The organism is Siminovitchia terrae, assembly GCF_003605405.2.
Classification (GTDB): Bacteria; Bacillota; Bacilli; order Bacillales; family Bacillaceae_C; genus Siminovitchia; species Siminovitchia terrae.
Genome location: NZ_QYTW02000016.1, coordinates 71,500 through 88,771, shown reverse-complemented (window position 1 = coordinate 88,771; position 17,272 = coordinate 71,500). Strand labels below are relative to the sequence as shown.

The 17,272-nt window shown below is 43.4% G+C and carries 19 protein-coding genes, 1 riboswitch and 2 other annotated features; all 19 genes read right to left on the bottom strand.

Going from position 1 to position 17,272, the window contains the following annotated elements:
• Window positions 1-63: 63 nt before the first annotated feature.
• The gene (locus D5F11_RS15565) at window positions 64-900 is read right to left on the bottom strand and encodes a metallophosphoesterase (protein WP_120117067.1); all 837 of its coding nucleotides are present in this window, start codon (window positions 898-900) and stop codon (window positions 64-66) included.
• A 178-nt stretch (window positions 901-1,078) separates the two neighbouring features.
• Entirely contained in the window at window positions 1,079-1,348 is a 270-nt protein-coding gene (locus tag D5F11_RS15560) for a hypothetical protein (protein ID WP_120117002.1), read from the bottom strand.
• Between the two features lie 41 nt (window positions 1,349-1,389).
• Complete coding sequence (locus tag D5F11_RS26600; protein WP_185830734.1) at window positions 1,390-1,557, bottom strand: hypothetical protein; 168 nt, start codon at window positions 1,555-1,557, stop codon at window positions 1,390-1,392.
• Between the two features lie 44 nt (window positions 1,558-1,601).
• A complete protein-coding gene (trpA, locus tag D5F11_RS15555; RefSeq protein ID WP_120117003.1) occupies window positions 1,602-2,396 on the bottom strand; it encodes a tryptophan synthase subunit alpha in 795 nt (264 codons plus the stop codon).
• The gene (gene trpB, locus D5F11_RS15550; protein ID WP_120117004.1) at window positions 2,389-3,594 is read right to left on the bottom strand and encodes a tryptophan synthase subunit beta; all 1,206 of its coding nucleotides are present in this window, start codon (window positions 3,592-3,594) and stop codon (window positions 2,389-2,391) included. Before trpB ends, trpA begins: the two co-directional genes overlap by 8 nt.
• 18 nt (window positions 3,595-3,612) lie before the next feature.
• Entirely contained in the window at window positions 3,613-4,218 is a 606-nt protein-coding gene (locus D5F11_RS15545) for a phosphoribosylanthranilate isomerase (RefSeq protein ID WP_126646612.1), read from the bottom strand.
• A complete protein-coding gene (gene trpC / locus D5F11_RS15540; protein ID WP_126646611.1) occupies window positions 4,219-5,007 on the bottom strand; it encodes an indole-3-glycerol phosphate synthase TrpC in 789 nt (262 codons plus the stop codon). It abuts the gene before it with no gap.
• Window position 5,008: 1 nt separating this feature from the next.
• Window positions 5,009-6,034 (bottom strand): anthranilate phosphoribosyltransferase, encoded by a 1,026-nt coding sequence (gene trpD / locus D5F11_RS15535; protein WP_120117005.1) that lies wholly within the window; start codon window positions 6,032-6,034, stop codon window positions 5,009-5,011.
• 161 nt (window positions 6,035-6,195) lie between these two features.
• Window positions 6,196-6,443, bottom strand: a binding site (T-box leader).
• A gap of 34 nt (window positions 6,444-6,477) precedes the next feature.
• Window positions 6,478-6,732 (bottom strand) — a binding site (T-box leader).
• Window positions 6,733-6,802: 70 nt separating this feature from the next.
• Window positions 6,803-8,173, bottom strand: a complete 1,371-nt coding sequence (gene brnQ / locus D5F11_RS15530) for a branched-chain amino acid transport system II carrier protein (RefSeq protein WP_120117006.1) — start codon at window positions 8,171-8,173, stop codon at window positions 6,803-6,805.
• A gap of 320 nt (window positions 8,174-8,493) precedes the next feature.
• Window positions 8,494-8,685, bottom strand: a complete 192-nt coding sequence (locus D5F11_RS15525) for a hypothetical protein (protein ID WP_126646610.1) — start codon at window positions 8,683-8,685, stop codon at window positions 8,494-8,496.
• A 48-nt stretch (window positions 8,686-8,733) separates the two neighbouring features.
• Window positions 8,734-9,540 carry a TatD family hydrolase gene (locus tag D5F11_RS15520; protein ID WP_120117007.1) on the bottom strand — a complete coding sequence of 269 codons (807 nt, stop codon included), beginning with the start codon at window positions 9,538-9,540 and terminating at the stop codon, window positions 8,734-8,736.
• Complete coding sequence (locus tag D5F11_RS15515; protein ID WP_120117008.1) at window positions 9,540-10,292, bottom strand: ABC transporter ATP-binding protein; 753 nt, start codon at window positions 10,290-10,292, stop codon at window positions 9,540-9,542. The genes D5F11_RS15520 and D5F11_RS15515 overlap by 1 nt, the downstream gene beginning before the upstream one ends.
• Window positions 10,293-11,054, bottom strand: a complete 762-nt coding sequence (locus D5F11_RS15510) for an ABC transporter permease (RefSeq protein WP_120117009.1) — start codon at window positions 11,052-11,054, stop codon at window positions 10,293-10,295. It lies immediately after the preceding gene.
• Window positions 11,054-11,344: an MTH1187 family thiamine-binding protein gene (locus D5F11_RS15505; protein ID WP_120117010.1), complete on the bottom strand. Its 291-nt coding sequence runs from the start codon at window positions 11,342-11,344 to the stop codon at window positions 11,054-11,056. Before D5F11_RS15505 ends, D5F11_RS15510 begins: the two co-directional genes overlap by 1 nt.
• Window positions 11,345-11,355: 11 nt before the next feature.
• Window positions 11,356-12,354: an ABC transporter substrate-binding protein gene (locus D5F11_RS15500; RefSeq protein WP_120117011.1), complete on the bottom strand. Its 999-nt coding sequence runs from the start codon at window positions 12,352-12,354 to the stop codon at window positions 11,356-11,358.
• A gap of 579 nt (window positions 12,355-12,933) precedes the next feature.
• Window positions 12,934-13,045: riboswitch (TPP riboswitch) on the bottom strand.
• A gap of 256 nt (window positions 13,046-13,301) precedes the next feature.
• Window positions 13,302-14,540: a helix-turn-helix domain-containing protein gene (locus D5F11_RS15495; protein WP_120117012.1), complete on the bottom strand. Its 1,239-nt coding sequence runs from the start codon at window positions 14,538-14,540 to the stop codon at window positions 13,302-13,304.
• Window positions 14,541-14,610: 70 nt separating this feature from the next.
• Complete coding sequence (locus D5F11_RS15490; RefSeq protein ID WP_120117013.1) at window positions 14,611-15,534, bottom strand: TIGR01777 family oxidoreductase; 924 nt, start codon at window positions 15,532-15,534, stop codon at window positions 14,611-14,613.
• A gap of 15 nt (window positions 15,535-15,549) precedes the next feature.
• Complete coding sequence (locus D5F11_RS15485; RefSeq protein ID WP_120117014.1) at window positions 15,550-16,005, bottom strand: SRPBCC family protein; 456 nt, start codon at window positions 16,003-16,005, stop codon at window positions 15,550-15,552.
• Window positions 16,006-16,074: 69 nt separating this feature from the next.
• On the bottom strand, window positions 16,075-17,208 hold the full coding sequence (locus tag D5F11_RS15480) for a glycerate kinase family protein (RefSeq protein WP_120117068.1): 1,134 nt from the start codon (window positions 17,206-17,208) through the stop codon (window positions 16,075-16,077).
• Window positions 17,209-17,272 lie beyond the last annotated feature (64 nt).

Here is a 17,272-nt window from a genome sequence, read left to right as displayed (position 1 = left end):
AGAAAAGGCCTCCTTTATTGAAAAGGATGCCTTGACCTTAACTTTTTTATTCCTTTCACTGCCTCATTCTTTCTTCAGTGTCACTACAACTATTTCGGGACGGTTAAACATCCGGTACGGAACAACACTGTTGCCGAGTCCCCGGCTCACTACCATTGTCGTTATACCTTTTGTATGGACTCCCGCCGTATATTTCGGAAACCAGCCCTGTCCCGGTGCAACGAGTCCGCCAATTCCAGGAATCTGCACCTGACCTCCATGGGCATGTCCGGTAAAAATCAAATCAACCTGCCTATTGACGTAGACATCAAATACTTCAGGCCGGTGAGAAAGAAGAAGTCGGTAATATTGATCGGGTATGTCAGCCAATGTGCGATCCATATACTTGGCAATCGTTTTTTCAGAGGCCTCGATCGACTCCATCAACGGGTCATCGAGCCCCGCAATTACCAATTTCTCCCCGTTCCGCTCAAGAATTTTCGCTTCATTGCTCAACACAACGACGCCTAAGGCTTGAAGGGCGCTTGTGATTTTTTCTACTCGATTAACCGCAACTTCATGATTGCCGATCACATAATATACATCTGCAATTCCAACTAATTTCCTGACAAGATGAAGACTTCTTTCAAGATCGTACCGGTTGCTGTCAATAAGATCTCCCGTTAGAAAAATGAAATCTGGATTTAGTTTTTTTACTTTTTCCGTTAATTTCACTTGATTCTTACCAAATTCCGCATCTTGCAAATCCGACAGCTGCACGATGACAAGTCCATCAAAGGCTGTTGGAATCCGATCAGATGAAATGTCATGGGAAGACACCTGGAGCCAATGATTATTTACATATAAAAACACCCAGACAAGTGCAATAACAAGAATGAACTTGAATAATTTATTTTTCATCGTTGTCAATTTTTGGGGTTACTAATTTCATCTATTCCATTCCTTTCTTTCCACAGCACATTATCATTTTTTATAGGAAAAATCGGTTATACATGAATTTTATGCGAACATCTTTGGGCATTATTACAAAAAATAGCCAGCCAATCGTGTTGTCCACAAGATTGACTGACAAGTTCCATTAAGACTGTTGAACTTTTTTATTGTAATAATTGATGCTGTACTGCGCGCCTTCTTCAACCATTTTAGCATCTTCAAAGTCATAAGGATCAGGGCGTCCAGCTTTTTTCAACCATTCTGATTCCTCTTGGCTCCCCCAAAGATCCATAGCCTTTTTCTTCACTTTTCCAACTAATCCCAGCACTTTTTCACGGTTTTCTTTCGAGGATAAGAGAGCTCCTGCCATACCAAACCCTAACAATACATAAGGCATTTTTCCAGCTTTACCCATAGAAGGTTTCCTCCTTTATTCCCTTTTCCTCTGTTTACCCGTTATACGAAAGATAAAGCATGTTTATCAAATGCGCTTTGGCGTTTTTGCGCCCAGATTTTATCGAGCTCCGCTCGATAAATTTCCTCTGAAAGTCTGTAGCATCCGCCGGAGGCTTTGACTTTATCCAGTTGGGGTTTGCCCCCCCCCTGAAGAATACCAATAGGCATTCATCTCACCACTTATAGAAGTGGGGGATTTCTGCTGAATGAAGTTAAACCGGATTAATGAAAGCTTGTTTTGAAGCATTAATCAGTTCTAGGATTTCCTCCTCCTTGCCCTTTGAAAGAGCCTGGACGATCTTGCTCCCAACAATAACTCCATCGCAATGCTGGCCAAGATCCTTTACCTGCTCCGGCGATGAAACGCCAAACCCTGCCAATACTGGAACGGAAGACAATGATTTCAGTTCTTCCAAATACTCCGCGACTCCTTCCTCGTATTCAGACCTGGCCCCAGTTGTTCCTTTCACTGTCACCGCATAAAGGAATCCTTCCGTCCGCTTTACGATTTCTTCCAGTCTGCTTTTCGGACTTGTCGGAGAAGCAAGACGGATCAAAGCAATTTCATGCTTGGAAAGTGCAGGAACCGCCGAATCTTCTTCTTCCAGTGGAAGATCGGGAATGATAACGCCGTCTACACCTGCGGCTTCACATTCTTCTGCAAATCTCTCAATACCATAGACAAAAATCAGATTAAAGTAAGTCATCAGAACGATTGGAATCGAGCGCGATTTTTTGGATTCCTTCAATGTTTCCAGCACAGCTTTCAATGTTGTTCCATTCTCCAATGCCCTGATTCCCGCTTCCTGTATCGTTGGGCCGTCTGCAACGGGATCTGAAAACGGAATTCCTAGCTCAATGACTGTCGCTCCGCTTTTTTCTAAAAATGAAATCTGGTCTGCTAATTTTTCAAGTCCTCCATCCCCTGCCATAATATAAGGAACAAAAGCTTTGTTTCCCCGTTCCAAAACGCCCTGAATCGCTTCATTAATGTGTTCTTTACCCATTCAGTCCGCCTCCCAATTCTGCTCTGATCGTTTCGACATCCTTGTCCCCTCTTCCAGACAAACAGATAACCAATGTTTCTTCTCTGCTCATCTCTTTAGCCAATTTGATAGCATAAGCGACGGCATGCGAGCTTTCTAAAGCTGGAATGATCCCTTCCGTTTTCGATAAAAGCTGGAAAGCTTCCAGTGCTTCTGTGTCCGTAGCGGATGTATAAGTCACTCGTCTAGCATCTTTTAAATAGGCATGCTCCGGACCTACCCCAGGATAGTCCAGACCGGCTGAAATAGAATGGGCACTTTGAATCTGTCCCGATTCATCCTGTAGCAAGTACGTCAAGGTTCCGTGTAAAATTCCTGCTTTTCCATCCGTTAATGTCGCCGAATGCTTTCTCGTTTCAATGCCTAATCCAGCCGCTTCAACCCCATAAATCTTCACTTCCTGATCGTTCACAAACGGATAAAACATTCCCATCGCATTGCTTCCACCGCCAACACAAGCGACAACGGCATCAGGGAGTTTCCCTTCCTGCTCCATCAGCTGCTTTTTCGTTTCTTTCCCGATTACGCTTTGAAAATCGCGAACAATTTGCGGGAATGGATGTGGTCCTACGACTGACCCCAAAATGTAGTGAGTATCTTCCACATTTGCAACCCAGTAGCGCAGTGCTTCGTTTACCGCATCTTTCAATGTACCGCTCCCTTGAGACACACTCCTTACTTCAGCTCCAAGCAGCTCCATCCGAAACACATTCAACTGCTGGCGCCTGATGTCTTCCTCCCCCATGAATACGATGCACTCTAATCCGAGCAGGGCGCAGACTGTTGCCGTCGCAACTCCATGCTGGCCTGCACCTGTTTCAGCAACGACTTTCTTTTTGCCCATCCGAAGCGTCAATAACGCTTGCCCAATCGTATTGTTGATTTTATGGGCACCGGTGTGATTCAAATCCTCACGCTTTAAGTAAATTTTCGCTCCGCCGATTTTCTCGGTTAAATTTTCTGCAAAGTATAGCGGCGTTTCCCTGCCAATATACTGTTTTAAATAGTAATCCATCTGCTCTGCGAATTCAGGTTCGCCAACGGCCTTTTTATATTCCTCTTCCAGTTCCAGCAAAGCGGTCATTAATGTTTCTGGAACAAAACGTCCTCCAAACTGTCCATACCGGCCTTTTTCATCAGGTAACACATTGATAGCCATAGCCTTTTCTCTCCCTTGTTAAGATTGTTTTGCCTCTTGGATAAAATCGATTATTTTTTGATGATCTTTCTTTCCATTCGTTTCCACTCCGCTTGATACATCTACCGCAGCAGGCTGGGCCAATCTAATCGCTTCTTTGACGTTAGCTTGATTAAGGCCGCCTGCCAAGATCATTTTTTCCCTTGGAAGCTTTTGTTCCTGTAAAAGTCTCCAATCAAATGGCTTCCCGCTACCTCCGCGGTAGCGAATCCCTGGACTGTCCACCAGGTAAAAGTCACATTCATATCCTGATAATTTTTTGGCGTCATTCTCTTCCTTGATAGTAAAAGCCTTGATAACCGGAAGTAAAAGCTCTTTGCAAAATTCCGGCGTTTCATCTCCATGAAGTTGAATATAATCAAGTCCAGCTTCTTCTGCGATACGATGAATTTGTTCAATTGTCTCGTTGACAAAAACTCCAACCGCCGCCACGTGTTCAGGAAGCTGGGATATGATATCCTGCGCATCTGAAGGCTCTATCCTTCTCGAACTATCAGCGAAAACGAATCCAAGCATGTCAGCCCCCGCTTGGCACGCCGTTTCCGCCGCTTCCATAGTGGTGATCCCGCATATTTTTACTTTCAATCAACGCACCGCCTTGGGCAAAGGAATCCGGATTTCATTCATCGTTGCAGCGATATCCACCGAACGCATAAGTGTTTCCCCGACAAGCACCGCTTTGGCTCCCGCAGCTTCTGCGAATGCCACATCCTTCCGCGTTCGGATTCCACTTTCGCTGACAACCACAATATTTTCATTTTTTATTAAAGCTGCTACACGCTCCGTTACCTTCAGGTCAACATTAAATGTCTTCAGATCACGGTTATTAATCCCGATAATGTCCGCTCCAATCTTAAGGGCAGTCTCTGCTTCCTCCTCATTGTGAACTTCAAATAACACGTCCAAGCCTAGTGATTTCGCGTAACCATACAAATTTCTAAGCTGCTCTTCTTTCAAAGCTGCTGCAATGAGCAAGATGATGCTTGCCCCATGATGGACAGCTGTGTCAATTTGCACACGGTCAATTATGAAGTCCTTGCAAAGCAAGGGGAGCTCGGGAACAGCCGAAGCAACTTCGGACAAATCAGCCATTGCCCCATTAAAAAACTGTCGATCCGTCAATACTGAAATCGCCGTTGCCCCCGCTTCCTCATATTGTTTTGCCTGTGCAACTGGGTCTACTTTTTGATTAATGTCTCCTTTGGATGGAGAAGCGCGCTTCACTTCTGCTATCACACTCATCGTGTTAGATTTTTGAATACTTTCATATAGTGATTTTCTTTTTACTGGCTTCGGTTGTCTTACACCGTAAATAGCTTTCAGTTCTTTTACCTCTAAGATTTTTTGTGCAATGATGCGATCCAATATTGTCATGTTATACCACTCCCCGCTCTAATCGCTCGCTTTTTCTAATTAAATACTCTAGCTTTGACAGGGCTGCCCCTGAATTAATGCTCGTTTTTGCCAATTGAATCCCTTCCTGTATCGTGTCTGTCTTGCCACTTGCAAAAATTCCCACACCGGCATTGAGCAGAACTGTATCGCGGAAAGGACCATCATCTCCACGCAAAATGCTCATCATGATGCTGGCATTCCTTTCTGCATCTCCGCCCGCAATTTCTTCCAGTGAATAAGTTGGAAGACCAACTGCCTCAGGAGTCAGGGTAATGGACTGTAGCTTTCCTTCCTTCAAAATCACTAGATGATTTTCACCCGCCAATGACAGCTCATCCATATGGCCTGCACCATTTACGATGACCGCGCGTTTTCTTCCAAGCCTTTCCAAAACACTTCCCATCAATTCCAATTTATCGCGTCGGTAAATGCCCATCAGTTGAGTGTCGAGTTCAATCGGATTTGTCAAAGGGCCAATTAGATTGAAAATCGTCGGAACCCGTAAATCCCTTCTTACTTTCATGACCTGCTTCATTCCTGGATGGACGTACGGTGCAAATAAAAATGCGATATTATTTTCTTCCAACAATTCCTGTGTCTGCTCCGGCGTGCATTCAAGAGACACACCTAAGTGCTCCAATACATCTGCGCTGCCTGTTTGACTTGAAACGCTCCTGTTCCCATGCTTGGCAACTTTGATTCCAGCTCCGGCAATGACAAACGCTGATGTTGTGCTGATATTGAAGCTTCTGGATCCATCACCACCTGTACCGCAATTATCCATGACGCTTCCCCCGACAGATTGAATCGGAACCGATCTTTCGCGGATGGCCTGAACCAGTCCAGCAATTTCATCCGCCGTTTCCCCTTTTAAAGCAAGCAGCCCAAGCAGTGCCCCCGCTTCACTTTCCGAAGCTTCTCCTGTAAAAAGAAACCCCGCTGCTTCCTTCATCTCTTGTATGCTTAAATCTTTACCTTTCATCAGTTTTTGCAATTGCGATTTCATGAGAAAAACCTCCCGATTTTCTTTTATTGTACGTATTCAAAAAGTTGCCATTATACTTAAAACATGCCGCCAAAGGGTTTTGCTGTTTATCATTTGATACTTTTTTAAAGGATTCAGTTTTAAAACAAAAAGCCCCCTATAAACACACGAAAAGTGTATTTATAGAGGGCGATATAGTCGCGGTGCCACCTCTTATTGAAGATCTTCAAGCATCTCCATCTCATTCAGGTACAGCGATTTCTTACACGCGATACCCTATCCCTGTAACGGGGGAATCCGTCTTTCCCTACTTGATTCGGGAAATCTCTCATAAGTCCATTCCACCAAACGGTACGCGCCGGATTCCCACCATCACCAGCTCTCTATTTCGTCCACAGCTCAGTGTACTCATCTTATTCATCGATTTTCATATATTCGTTTGTAATACAAAAAGGGCCCCTCATCCAAAGGACGAGGGAACCCGTGGTACCACCTTTATTAGCCGAAAAACCGACTCACTTTGCCAACAACAAGCAGCAATGCTTATTGTCCGTCTCTTTTAACGTCGAGATTCACGTCGAAGCCTACTACTTGCCCATCGGCAAAGTTCAGCTTGAAGGCTCAGAAGTCCATTCACCATTTCCACACACCAGTTCACACCTGCCACTGGCTCTCTTGAGTGTTAAAAAACAGCTACTTCTCTTCATCATTGCCAAAAGATATCCGTTAAAGTTTTAATTAGTTAAGATGATAACTTCTAGATAAATGGAAGTCAAGACTTTTTTAAAATTAGACTTCTGAGGCCTCAATGTCATCCTGCCCTGGAAAAATGACTCGCCCAATAATTCCTGTTCCAATAAGCACAACAAGGACAGGTATCAACCAACCAAGGCCTTCGGCATACATCGGCAGATTATCTTTATAAAAGTCAATAATTGGAGACAACCATTCAAAGTATGGAATTTTTAATGAATCGCAGAGCGTCTTGAGCCCGTCCACAATACTAATTAAGAATGTGACCGCAATTGTTGAAACATATACCAGTCGCGAATGTTTAAATAACGGTGACATAAATGTGAGGAGCATCAACACAATCGCCAAAGGATACAGGAACATTAATACTGGGATTGAATAATTGATAATGTTCGCCAACCCGAAATTTGCAATGGTGAAGGACAGCAGAGAAAAGAATAGAACAAATACTTTATAGCTGATTTTTGGAAAAAGGGTATTGAAATATTCGCCACATGCTGTTATCAGTCCAATGCTCGTTGTCAAGCACGCAAGAATGATGATTGCTGCTAGCATAATTGCTCCAAATGTTCCGAAATAATAAGACGATGCATTACTCAAAACGGGCCCACCTGTATCAAAAAGACCGATCTTTCCAGTGCTGGTTGCACCCAAATAGGCAATCCCCACATAAATAATTCCTAGAAAAATAGTCGCAACTGTACCTGATTTTATCGTCGCAGACAAAATTTCCTTTTTAGACGTAACGCCGAGTCCCCTGATCGCGTTGATGACAATGATGCCGAAAACAAGCGATGCGAGGGCGTCCATCGTATTATACCCTTCGGTGAAACCTTTCATGAACGCACCGCTGCTATAGGCTTCCTGAGGAGCTTCAAATGATCCCATCGGTTTGACAATAACTGTAATAAGTAAAACAGCAAGAAGAATAATGATGCCCGGTGACAATATTTTTCCGACACGATCAACAATTTTCGTTGGATTCAAAGAAAGCCAGACGGTGATGCCAAAAAACACAAGGGTGAAAATAAAAAGCCCTGTTTTAGCAAAATCGTCGCTCACAAAAGGAGCTATCCCAATATCATAAGCAACTGCACCAGTACGAGGAGTAGCAAAAAAAGGTCCAATTGTCAGATAAAGCAGAGAAGTAAAAATGACCGCGTAAACCGGATGAACCCGGCTCGCCAAGTCCTGAAGATTGCGACTGCCCGAAAATCCCATAGCCAAAATTCCAAGAAACGGTAAGCCTGTTCCTGTAATTAAGAATCCGATAATCGCAGGCCAAAGATTGGTTCCTGCATTTTGCCCAAGTGAAGCTGGAAAAATGAGGTTCCCCGCTCCGAAGAACAAAGCAAATAACATCACACCAATGACAAAGTATGATGAAAACGAAAGTTTTTCCTTCATAATAATTTGTTCCCCTCCAAAATGTAAGAAAAGTAAGAAATTATGTTGAATAGTATTTATTTTAATAGACTTTACTATAGTACCTTTTTTATGGCATGTATGCAACGAACTAAAAATATTCCAAAATTCATTATTTGAGAATAAGTTTAATCCGAGTTGAAATTATTTCTAATTCAAAATAAATGAATCAAAAATATTGTTCGGCATGGTGGTTCAATTATCATTTTGTTGTCCGGGTGAAAGCATTCAAGCCTATACAGGATGAAATCAAAAAAGATCTGGCTCATTTTTTCAGAATTCACTGTATTAGAGGCACAGTCTTAACAGTTCTGCAAAAGTACTGAACGCCAGCGGGACTGCCAATCAAATGCGCCTTGGCGTATTTGCGCCCAGATTTTATCGAGCTCCGCTCGATAAATTTCCTCTGAAAATCTGTGGCATCCGCCGGAGGCTTTGACTTTATTCAGCCGGGGTTTGAACCCCCACTGAATGGAATATTTATATGCATTCATCTCACCACTTACAGAAGTGGGAGACTTCTGCTGAATGAAGTTAAAATTTCACGTTCGATTTCTTTCTCGTTTTAAGGGACTGAACTGGTAGAAATCAGCGGTGTTTTCATAAAGGATGCCATAGACCTCTTCCTTCCTACAATCTTTAATCGAAGCTATGGAAACAACCGATTTATGTATCATGTTCGGATGTGTCATTTTTCCGGAGAACGGTCCTTCAAAACGCCACGGCCCATCCGTTTCCACCATTATTTGATCAAGCGGGTATACTTTGGCCAGCTCCTGAATTTCCTGTTCATAAACCACATCAGGCGTAACGGAAATGAACCAGCCATTCTCGATCATCCGCTCGACTGTCTTTGAATCTCCTTTAAACCAGTGGAAATGCGCCTTTTCCATCCCATGCTTTTCCAGCAAATCACAGACAATTGACGCATCATCGTATACAGCATGTAAAATAACAGGCTTGTCCCATTGCCTGGCCTTCAAAATGAATTGTTCGAGCAATTCGATATGTCCATCGTTGGAAAAATCCCCCTTACTTTCCGAACGCAGATAATAAGGAAGTCCGATTTCTCCGACAGCGACCATTTGCTCCTGGTGTTTCTCCATCCACAAAAACAAATCCTGGAGTTCCTCATCAGAAGGCAATTCCTGCTCCGGATGGAACCCGAATGCTGTGTGCACTTGGGAATATGTTTTAGCCAAACGCAAATTATGAAGACACGATTCGAGATGAAAGGAAACTGAAATTAAATCCGTGCACCCTGCAGAAGCCAATTCTTTCATGATTTCTCTCATTTCATTCTCTTTGTATAAGTCCAAATGGATATGGGAATCAATGATTTTTCTCATTAGCGCTCCACACCCCCACTGCCGTTTAAAATCCAACTACTGATCTCTTGCTTCAAATCAAAAAACTCACGTGCAAAAAATAACTCCTTGTCCCGCGGTCTGTCAAAAGGCAGCTTGAATTCCTTTATTACGGCTGCCGGCTTTGTTGAAAGGATGGCAATCCGGTCAGAAAGAAAAAGCGCTTCTTCAATATTATGCGTCACGAACAGAATCGTCTTTTTATACTCCATCCAAGTAGATTGAAGCCACTGCTGCATATCTTGTCTCGTAAAATCGTCGAGAGCTGAAAATGGTTCATCCAATAAAATGAGGGATTGTGGACTTAATAATGCTCTGATAAAAGCGGCCCGTTGCTTCATTCCGCCAGACAAAGCATCCGGCAACTCATTTTCATATCCAGCCAGTCCCGCTTTTTCAATCATATCTACAGCCCGCTCTTTATCCGCTTTTCCAGTCAGTTCCTGCCCCAAAAGTACATTCTGCAAAATGGTCCGCCACGGAAAAAGCGAGTGTTGTTGCGGCATATAGCTAATATGTCCTCGTTCACCTGTAATTTCCTGCCCATACAAAAAAACGCTGCCTTGTTCTGGAGTTAGAAGCCCTCCGATGATATGAAAAAGTGTACTTTTGCCGCTTCCGGAAGGTCCCAGGATCGTAACAAATTCTCCTTCCTCAACTGAAAGCTGTAAACCCTTCAATATTTCTTTTCCAGCAAAGTTTTTAGACAAATGTCCGATTTCCAAGTGACTCATCTATTCAACCTTCTTTCTTCGCCATTTGACCAGCTTTGCTTCAGCAATTGTAATGACAGTAAAAAACAGTAGACTTAAGATCATGATGATAAAAATCGCCACAAATACACGGTCCGTCCTGAAAGCTGAAGAAGCCAGCGTCATATAGACTCCGATCCCATTTTTTGCCCCAAGCCACTCGGAAATCACAGCCCCCATCACACTGTAGGTTGCTGAAATTTTTAATCCGGAAAAAACGGAGGAAAGAGCGTACGGCCATTCCAATTTTAAAAACAACTGGATTTTCGAAGCCCCCGCCATTAGCATGTAATGCTTCATATCGTGCGGAACATTCCGGAAACCATCCATCGCTGCAACGGTTACAGGAAAGAAACAGACAAGTGTAATGACGATGATTTTAGGAAGCAGCCCAAAACCGAACCAAATGACTAAAAGCGGCGCCAAGACAATGATTGGAACATTTTGCGATAAAATCAAAAGAGGATAAATTGACTCCTGTACCCTTGGAAGCAAATGCAGAATAACTGCAGTCAACAGGCCTACACTACATCCGATCACAAAACCACCGGCTGCCAACACCAAGGTCGACTGAAGATGCGGCAAAAGCCCCTCGAAGCCTCCCACTGCTTCAGCAATGATGGAAGAAGGCGGCGGGAGGAGCCAGCCTGGAATATCCAGCATTTTTACAGCCAATTCCCATATACATAATAAAAGGAGGAGGACCGCTGCCGGCCTCCATCCTTTTTTTGCAACCCAGTTCATTATTGGTACTTCTCCGTTAACTGGTCCATTGTTATTCCTTCCGGCTGATATAAAATTTTCACCTGGGAAATGACGTTTTTGCTTCCCATTTCGATCATCCGTTCATTCATTCTCCTGATGACTTCCATCAATTCGGAGAATTCACCTTCCATTGTTGTTTCCAATGGGTGTACCTCATGTTTAATGCCTGCTTCCTGGATCACTTTGATGGCTTCGTCTACATAAGGAATGACATCTTCGCCGTTTTTGGTTTTGGGGATAATTTGTATACTAATCAATGAGTTGGCCATTTTCAGCCCTCCTATTTTGGTAAAAATTCGTTCGTGAATGCTTTATCAACATCTATCTCTTTTTCCAGCAATCCTTTACTGAGCATCCAGTCCATGTAATTTTTCCACACTTCGGCTTTTTGTTCTCCCCAGCGGGAAGCATCATCCTGATAGCGCGGCGCCAACCATTCTTGGCTTTTCTTTACGAGCTCTTCGTCCAAATCAGGAACAGATGTAATTAAAATATCAGCAGCTTCTGCCGGCTGGTTGATCGCAAATTCATAGCCTTTTGTCACTGCAGCCATGAACGCTTTGACAGTTTCCGGATCTTTTTCAATCAATTTTTCGCTTGTTGAAATGACAGGAGTATAATAATCAAGCTTGTCCGAGTAATCCGTTAGGTAGATCATGTTGACTTTTTCTCCGCGAAGCTCCGCCTCCACTCCGGTCCACGCATAATAGATCCAAGCGAAGTCAATATCCCTTTTTACAGCCGTAAAAAAGTCGGAATCTCCCATGTTCACGATGTCCACCTTCTTAATGTCCGCGCCTTCCGTTTCCATCAGAGATGCCAAAACGGCTTTTTCAAGCGGTGCCCCCCATCCTCCATATGCTTTTCCTACAAAATCCTTTGGCGACTTGATATTTTTTTCAACAGGGGATGCAAAACCTGACGTATTGTGCTGAATTACCGCACCAATCGAAACAATCGGCACGTCTTGAACTCGTGCCTCCGTAATGCTTTCCTGATAGCTGACACCAAATTCGGATTTCCCGGAAGCCACAAGCTGATCCGCTCCTGCTTCCCCTGGCAAAATAATCTCCACATCCAATCCTTCGTCTTTAAAAAAACCTTTTTTCTGTGCAACATACAATCCGGTATGGTTCGTATTCGGCGACCAATCCAGGACAACGGATACTTTTTTTAGTCCTTCCTCTTTCCCTGCCGAATCGCCCTTTTCTTTATCTTGTCCACCGCAACCGGCCAACAATAGTAACATGCAAGAGATGCTTGCCAACCATTTTTTCATTGAAATTCCTCCTGATGAAGTTGTCAAAACAAAAACAAAAGCGCAAGCGACTGTCCATCGACGTACAGACTGAGCCGAAATGCGGAAACGCCTTGGTCAGCCCCGACAAGCATAAGACGATTCCCGAGGAGGCAGTATTTCAGCCACCACAGGGAATTGGCTTATGACCTCGAGGGGCTAGGCGTTGGAGCTAGACAAGAGTGACTCCAACGAGATAAAGCAAACACGGCGACGAAGGCCGCCTCAGACCCCCCACATCCTGTGGCTTCGGTGGCACTAGGACGTTCTGTCCGTCGGCAGGCTCAAAACGCGACGTCCTGTCGCTTCGCTTGCACTAGGACGTCCTGTCCGTCGGCAGGCTCAATCGCGACGTCCTGTCGCTTCGCTTGCACTAGGACGTCCTGTCCGTCGGAGCCGATGTTGACTTATCGTAGGAGGAGGCGCGAAGTCAGCTAGTCGATAGACGCTGGAGCTGGACGCAGCACATCTGATAAACAAGTTATACATAAGCATAGAATTTTATAATTTCTTATACAATAAGAAAAGACGCCGAGGGAAAAATGAACCCTAGGCGCCAAGGTATGTAAATTTGACGTTCCCTTCGCTGGTTTTAGCCAGATCAGGTTCAAAGGGTCAGCATTTTCTCCGAATGCTTTCTCAACCGGCATCACCAGTTCCCCCACTTAACAATCTTTAATTCTCCATCATTATAGCAGAAAAATTGAACCTCTCGCCACTTAACAACCTTACTGTCTGTTTGAAGTGGGAGACGAATGTCAGAAAATGATAAAAAGCTGCTCCAATAAAGAGCAGCTTTTCCCTTGCCTTACATATTAAATTGGCGGGAAAATAGGCGGTGACTGCGGAGTGATTCCGCCTCCGATGATCGGAGCAATGTAAAATACCCATGCAATGCTTGCAGTTACAATCAGCTTTTTCATTTTCCATCACCTTTCTGCTATTTTTTTATAATAATAGAGTGCCTTATCCGTATCTTTTGTTGAAAAATACTTTGCAAGAGATAAAGCAAACTTATTATAATCCTCAATAAAAAAGAATTTTTCTAAATAAGGCAGGACTTCTTCCTCCAGGTAGCTCATTGCTTTTTCTTCTTGATCCTTCAATAAGTATTGGTAGTGCCGAAAAATGAGCTGTTGCTTCCTCAGTGCACTTGTTTTCGTCTCGCGTAATATTTTTGATATATTCCTAAGCGCTTCTTCCTTTTTCCCTTGGGTAATGAGTAATTCCGTATAACTGCAAAGACTCATTAAATGCTCTATATCATTTTTTGCATGCTCCATGGAATATAGATAGAACTTAAATGCTTCTTCCATCTTTCCTGTCTTTTCTAGGAGCAAAGCATAGTTGTTGTACATAGCGGAAGATAGTTCTTTCGCATTGAGAAGATTCATATTTTTAAAAATATAGCGATATTGTTCTTCGGCATTATCATACAGTCCCAAATCCGTATAAGCAATACCAAGAAGGAATTGCGTATGCAAAATCCTTAAATAGTTGAATGATTTAGAATACTCCTCCAAAGCTTTGAGTCCATATGCAACACAACTGCTGCTGTCTTTCAAGGAGCCAAAATCGAAAGCGATGAAATAATATAGCTCTGCTTTCCAAGGTGAAGGAAGCAAATCATTGGCTTCAACCTTCAACAATATATCCAAGGACGGCTTATACTCACCCTTGATGATTAGAAAGATGGCATGTAGATACTCGTAAAGTTCTTTTTCCTGTGCTGCAAATGAATTGGCAATTTGCCTGATGGTTTCCTGTTCCTTTTCAGCATTTGAAAAATCATTGATAAGAAGAAAATATCGATATAAGTATAAATGATATCGTGCTATGTAATTGGAGAAAGTAATGTATTCACGCTGCTCTTGCACACGTTGATAGCACTCTTCCGCACGTATCTTATCATATGAAAGGACAGCATCTAACAAATCAGAGAGGTCGGCAGCAATAGATTCTGATGCTTTTTGAATCGAGTCTAACGATATACCTAAACGGTCGAGCAGGAGCATGATCGTTTCCTGATTCACTTCTTTGTTGTAGTTCTCAAACTTGCTTAAATGTGTTACGGAACATATGCCATTGCACAGTTCAGATTGCGTCATATTTCGTAATTGGCGATGGTACTTGATCATTGCGCCGATATTCATTTTCTCCAAATTCATTTCTTCATCCTCTGGACATGCTACTTATATAGATAAATAGTAGCACAATTTGGATAATAAATCTATTTTTTCATGAACTTGTAATCTTTGACAATAATAAAATGGCTTTTAATCCCTCTTTTATATCCGGATACAGATAATCATAATGCTGGGCCATGGCTTTTTCTGGAATCACACGCTGGCCGTTTACAAGCATACTGCTCATTTCACCTAACATTAATTTTAAAACTATTTTAGGAACAGGGAGCCAATGCGGTTTTCTTAGAACAGAGCCAATCGTTTTTCCAAACTCCTCCATCCGCACAGGATTTGGAGTGGTGACATTGATTGGACCTTCGATAGCCGGGGTGCCGATGATGAACTTGATCATATGAGCGGCATCTTCAACATGAATCCATGACACCCATTGCCTTCCAGAGCCTATGTTGCCGCCAATGCCAAATTTATAAGGGAGCGTAATGAGCGGAAGCGCTCCTCCCTTGCCAAGTATAATCCCGAATCGTGCAAAGACAGTCCTGACGCCAAGCTGGTTGGCTTCGGCCGCTTTTTCCTCCCACTTCTGTACAGTGTTGGCAAGAAAGTCATTGGCATTGCTTTTGCTCTTTTCGGTAAAAGTGTCTGTATCGGACATACCGTAATATCCCACAGCTGAAGCGTTGATAAGGACTTGGGGCTTGTTTTCCAATTTTTCAATCAGTCGAATGATTTCCCCTGTGGTTTCCATACGGCTTTTTATAATCCGGTCTTTCTTTTGCTTTGTCCAGCGAAGACCACTGATTGATTCTCCAGCCAAATTAACGATGGCATCTACATGCTTTAATTTCTCTTCCGGACGGGTGCCTTCCTTTAGCCACTCGACAGCTTGTAGCTGGTCTGTCTTCTGGTTTTTCCCAGCGCTTCTTGTTAAAATCGTTACTTGATCTCCATCAGCCAATAGTTTTTCCCGTAAAATCTGTCCAAGAAACCCACTTCCACCAGCAATAACAATATGCACGTAAGTCACGCTCCCTTATGATGGAAATACTTCTTTCACTTTTTCATTGCGGTACGCAAACATTTCCTTCATTTTGCTATTCACAATCGGGTGAATAGCAAAACCGATCAAGCCAAACGGCAAAGCATACTGCAAGTGATCCCGGATTTCCGCCCCTTCCTCTTTTCGAAAAAATAGATGCTCATGCCGCCAATAAGTAAACGGTCCTTTTCGCTGCTCATCTATGAAACGTTCAAGTTCTGCGACTTCTATTATTTCCCCTTCCCACCTGAGACGTAAGCCTGGGAAGAGTGATATGCAATAGAAAACCCTCTGGCCTTTGAACATGGAAGAAGGCGGCTCCTGCATGAATTGGAGTTTAAGTTTAGGAGGTGTAAGTATAGACAAGTTTTTCGGATCAGAAAAAAACTCCCACACATCTTCTATTGGCGTTTTTACCGTCAGGCTGTTCTCCATTGTATATATCTTCAAGCCAGCCCCCTTTCTCCCCTTTTTGATAGGAGTGAAATGAAATGATAAAAAACCAGGTTACAGTAACGGCTACAGCTTCATAAAATATGTGCGGCAGACCTGCTCAGAAGTGTGCTCAAGAAGCTTGGAGGCTGACCTCATTGCTTCATCGAGTGCCATTGGTCTCGTCATAATACTGTGTACACTGACCACCCCATATCGATAAAGACTTTCGATATCTTTTCCAACAGAACCTGCGATGATGATGGTCGGAATCCCCATATTCTTTGCTGCCAGCGCTGCCCTCATTGGCGTTTTACCAAAGGCTGTCTGAAAGTCTACCTGCCCTTCGCCAGTAATTAATAGATCAGCTCCTGCCAACCGTTCCCTCAGCTTTGTATAATCCATTACGACCTCGGCACCTTTTTCCGTTACGGATGGAAAAAACGCCTGAAAAGCCCCTCCGATTCCCCCGGCTGCTCCGGCTCCCGGCATATTGTGGAGTTTTACACTTGTCATTTCTTCTACCTTGTCCGCCCAATGCGTCAGGCTTTGATCCAATATTTGAGCTATGTCTTCCGTTGCCCCTTTTTGTGGCCCGAAAACAAAAGAAGCTCCGTTTCTACCAACAAGCGGATTTTCAACATCCGATGCTATGATAAAGTCACTTTCGTTTATTCGCGGATCAAAATTTTCTAAAGAGATTTTGTCAACTCGGCTTAGTTCCCCACCGCCGAAACCGATTCTTTGTCTCTTCTTATCTAAAATGTTCATTCCTAGCGCCTGCAGCATTCCTGCTCCTCCGTCATTTGTTGCAGAGCCTCCAAGGGCTAAAATGAAACTCCTGAACCCTTTATCAAGAGCATGTCGAATTAATTCCCCTGTTCCATATGTAGTTGTTACAAGTGGATTCCGCTCCTGTTCAGGAACCAAGTTCAAGCCTGAAGCACTTGCCATTTCAATGACGCATGTTTTCCTATCTCCAAGAATGCCATAAAAAGCTTCAACTGGATTCCCAAGCGGCCCCGTCACCGTAACAGCAGTCTTCACTCCGTTTGTAGCGGTCATAAGAGTATCCATTGTTCCTTCTCCCCCGTCGGCTAAAGGGACAATGATTGTTTCAGCAGCGGGAAAGGATCTTTTTATTCCTTTTTCAATAGCCAATGAAGCTTCAACGGCGGAAATACTTCCTTTGAACGAATCAGGCGCAATCACTATTTTTATGTCAGCCACCTCCTTCAATATTTGTTTATTCTTCTGTTCAGCTTAGCATAACCTTTAGGCTTAC